Source organism: Kitasatospora sp. NPDC054768 (genome assembly GCF_053612025.1).
The window spans coordinates 1-1,643 of record NZ_JBSHBN010000339.1 but is presented as its reverse complement, the minus strand read 5'-3'; the positions used below and the strand labels follow the sequence as shown (position 1 = coordinate 1,643).

The 1,643-nt window shown below is 70.4% G+C and carries 1 protein-coding gene; it reads right to left on the bottom strand.

What is annotated here, in order from left to right; translation table 11 throughout:
• Positions 1-53 precede the first annotated feature (53 nt).
• Positions 54-1,589, bottom strand: coding sequence for an ISL3 family transposase (locus ACWGKU_RS40975; RefSeq protein ID WP_331768732.1), 1,536 nt, complete (start codon positions 1,587-1,589; stop codon positions 54-56).
• Between the last annotated feature and the right edge of the window lie 54 nt (positions 1,590-1,643).

Sequence of the window (1,643 nt, the reverse complement as noted above, 5' to 3'; positions counted from 1 at the left end):
GGGTCTGTCCAGTGAACGGCTCTGACCCGTAATCGGTGGTAACCGAGTGTGATTCAGGCGAGGAGGATGCGGTGGCGGAGGAGCGCGAATCCGGCCCGGCCGTGCATCTGTCGCATGATTCGCTTGGTGTGGGTGTTGACGCCCTCGGTGCGGCCGTTGTGGTGGGGCAAGGTGAGGCCGGCGTCGACGGCGGCTCGGTCGAGTTCGAGGCCGCGGCTGAAGGAGTGCAGATGGGGAAGGCCGGCGGCGCGTGCGGCGGTGATCCATTTGGTGAGGCGGGCGCCGTTGGCGGAGGCGGGGACAAGCAGCTCGGCGAAGGTATGGACGAGCCGGGAGAGTTCCGTCATGTCGGGGCAGGCGGTGACGAGGGCCTGCAGCAAGTCGGCTTCCTTGTCTCGTAGCCGGTCTGGGCGGGTGAGCATGAGGCGGGCGAGGCGGCGTGGGCTGATCACCGGGCGGTCGCCTTCGGCGCGGCCCTGGGTGATGTAGCGGTAGAGGAGGTTGAGGCTGCCGGTGTAGCCCGATTCCTTGATCTCCCGGAACAGCTGGAGGACCGGGATCGCGGGGTCCTCGGCGCGACGGGCGCGCAGGTGGTCGCGGTAGGGGTCGACGAGCGTGGGCCGGTATTGCGGCGCCCGACGAAGGCCCTCGGGCTCGGGAACGCGTGCATAGCGCTTGACGGTGTTCAGTGCCAGATTCAGGCGGCGGGCGCATTCCAGCAGGCCCACGCCCTTGCCGAGCAGCTCGTGGACCTGACGCCACCGGTCGCGGGTCGTCGCAGCGCGCACGCCCTCCGATCGGGGCGGATTCGCGGTCGTCCAACAGGCGGAATGCGCCCGCACCTCTTTCAGGACGGCTTCGCAGAGGTTGCGCCAGATGTGCCACCGGTCGCCTACCTGCACCGCCTCGGGCAAGGCGCGGCGAACGGCCTCGCCATAGGCCCCGGAGCCGTCCCGGCACACGATCTCGACCCCCGGGTGCTCGCGCAGCCACGCCTCCAGGGCATCGGCGCCCCGGCCGGGCAGCACGTCGATCCGCTCGCCGGTCTCGGCGTCGATCAGTACGGTCGCGTACCGGTAGCGGCGGCGTAGGGCGAAGTCGTCGACGCCCAGAACCCGTGGCACTCGCCGCGCGGGCAGCGGAACCCGCAACAGCATCCGCAAGGCCGTGGACCGGGAGGCCGGCGCGGCGACTTCGTTCAGGAGCCGGGATGCGGCTCGGCCCGCTAACTCTTTCACCACGGCGCCGAGTTGACTCGCGAGGCGGCTCGTCCGGCGCTGGTAGCGCTCCAGCAGCTGGGGCACCTGCTCGCGGAACGTCTGCCGTCTGCAGCCCAGCACCGGGCAGGCCAGGCGGCGCACGCGCACCACCACGAGCACCCGTCGGCCATCCGCCGGCACGTCCGCAACCGTCCGGTGGTGGAAGCCGTGCACCCGGTCCGTCGGTGCCCCGCAGACCGGGCAGGGCACCGGACCATCCATGGTCCGGGCTACCACCCGGATTGCCGCACCCTCATCCACCACGTCCTCGATCACCAGGGGCGACAGCCCGGAAAACACCGTCCCCACAAGCGCATTGGCATCTCGCATGACCTGCCAACGACGCCGGTCACGCTTCGTTACCACCGATTACGAGACAGAGCC